Here is a 1,531-nt window from a genome sequence, read left to right on the forward strand (position 1 = left end):
TCGGCCGTCGCACATGCTCATCGTGGATTTCCCTCCTGGCATGCGCCATGCACGCAGCCTCTGTTATTCGTCCGGTTTCATACAGCGCATCATACCCACCGTAAGCATCGGCCTGGAGCACACCCCGGTATCCCGCAAGGTGTCGCTGAGGGTGCTTCCCTTTCCTGTCCGCTGAGTACGAGAACCAGACGGCCGGCGGCTCTGCCAGCCCCGCGTTGCGGTCATCCCGGACATAGACCCACAGTCGCCCGGTTCGGGTTTTACCGCTTCCCGGCTCCAGTACCCTCACCGGCGTGTCGTCGCTGTGCACCTTGCCTGCCTGCAGAACATACTGGTTCAGGGCGTCATACAGCGGGCGGAGTCGCTCCGCCATCATACTGACCCAGCGGACCATCGTGTTACGGCTCAGCGTCACACCCTGGCGGGCATAGATTTCAGACTGCCGGTACAGTGGGGTGTGTTCACCATATTTACTGACCAGGATCCGCGCCAGCAGACTGCTGCCCGCCCGGCTGCCTTCGATGGGCTTTGCCGGGAGCGCTGCCTGCACGATGACGTCGCACCGGCTGCACGCCAGCTTCGGACGCACCGTTTCGATGACCTTAAAAGCAGTGTTGATGATATCCAGTTGCTCAGAGACCGTTTCGCCCATGGCCTTCAGCTCTCCGCCGCAGGCCGGGCAGGCTGTTTCTGTGGGGGCTATCCGTCGGGTTTCCCGGGGCAGCTCAGCCGGTAACGGGGGGCGTGGTGGGCGGTGACCTGCCGGGACAGGCTTCTTTTCAGGTTCAGCGGTGACCCCGGTCACCCTTTCAGGCTCCGGAGCATCCTCTGTCAGATAACTTTTCGCCGTGTTAAGCCGGGCTTCGAGTTCAGCCAGACGTTTTTCGGCCTGCCGGATTTTGTTTTCGAGTTTATGACGACTTTTTTCTGAACTCTGTCCGAACAGCATCCGCCGCAACTTATCAAGCAGGGCTTTCAGGCGTTCGATTTCCAGCTCATAGCCAGCTACCTGACCCGCATACTGGCGAAGCCGGGTTTGTTGTTGCTTCAGGGCTTCCTGTTGTTTACGCAGCAGGGCCTTAAGCTGGTCAATATCATCAGGCAGTTCATTTTTCATCCTCTGACATTACAACACCTTATACCCGCAGACCAGCGGGACGTTTGTGCGACGGATGCTTCCAGTTCAGTCCCTCCAGTAACATGGCGAGCTGTGCCGTCGTCAGCGTGATTTTACCGTCACTGACGGAGGGCCAGACGAAGTGTCCGTGCTCCAGGCGCTTGATAAACAGGCACAGACCGTCCTCATCAGCCCACAGTAGCTTTACCATATTCCCCCGGCGCCCCCGGAAGATAAACAGGTGCCCGCTGAACGGGTCATCGTGCAGCACATTCTGGACCTTCGAGGCCAGACCATTGAAACCATTGCGCATGTTGGTTATCCCGGCAACCAGCCAGATACAGGTACCGGCAGGGAGTGAGATCACTTGCCCGCTCCTTTCAGCTCGCGCAGCAGGGTTCGCAGCAGCGTGGG

Annotated in this window: 2 protein-coding genes; both read right to left on the bottom strand. The window is 59.2% G+C overall.

Translation table 11 applies throughout. The features are described from left to right. Positions 1-1,117, bottom strand: a 1,117-nt coding sequence (gene tnpC / locus B9Y90_RS26045) for an IS66 family transposase (RefSeq protein WP_085543163.1), incomplete at its 3' end; no start/stop codon positions are given. 19 nt (positions 1,118-1,136) lie between these two features. Beyond that, complete coding sequence (gene tnpB, locus B9Y90_RS26050) at positions 1,137-1,484, bottom strand: IS66 family insertion sequence element accessory protein TnpB (RefSeq protein ID WP_085543164.1); 348 nt, start codon at positions 1,482-1,484, stop codon at positions 1,137-1,139. Between the last annotated feature and the right edge of the window lie 47 nt (positions 1,485-1,531).

This window comes from Cedecea sp. NFIX57, assembly GCF_900177785.1.
Taxonomy (GTDB): Bacteria; Pseudomonadota; Gammaproteobacteria; order Enterobacterales; family Enterobacteriaceae; genus Cedecea; species Cedecea neteri_C.